At 48.8% G+C, this 416-nt stretch carries 1 protein-coding gene; it reads right to left on the reverse strand.

What is annotated here, in order from left to right:
- Positions 1–6: 6 nt before the first annotated feature.
- On the reverse strand, positions 7–416 hold a 410-nt coding region (locus AC2Q9J_RS17615; protein WP_499041963.1), incomplete at its 5' end, for a 3-oxoacyl-[acyl-carrier-protein] synthase III C-terminal domain-containing protein.

The raw sequence follows: 416 nt of genomic DNA on the forward strand, positions 1-416 counted from the left end.
CTCGTTTCATAAATGTTTCCCCTCCGTAATGGTTGAGTGATTCCATGTCAGAAATTTTGCCCCCCAGGTGAGTCCGGCACCAAACCCTGCGATGACGACCGTTTGTCCATCTTGCATTTTGCCAGACTTGACCGCTTCGGCCAAAGCGATTGGTATGGAAGCTGCTGATGTATTCGCTTGGTCCTGAATGGTCATGACCACTTTCTCTTCTTCTAAGTGTAACCGTTCCATCGCAGCGTCGATGATTCGACGGTTCGCCTGGTGTGGAACGAGGACGTCAAGATCTTCCAACGTCTTGTCTGCTTTGTCTAGCGCTTCAAGCACGATTTCGGGCATCTTCCGAACGGCAAACTTGAAGACTTCGCGACCGTTCATGACGATTTTACCTTCTTCATTTTCATACAGATGTTTACCAC

The sequence above is a fragment of the Planococcus sp. RAB007_Raresut genome, from assembly GCF_057369535.1.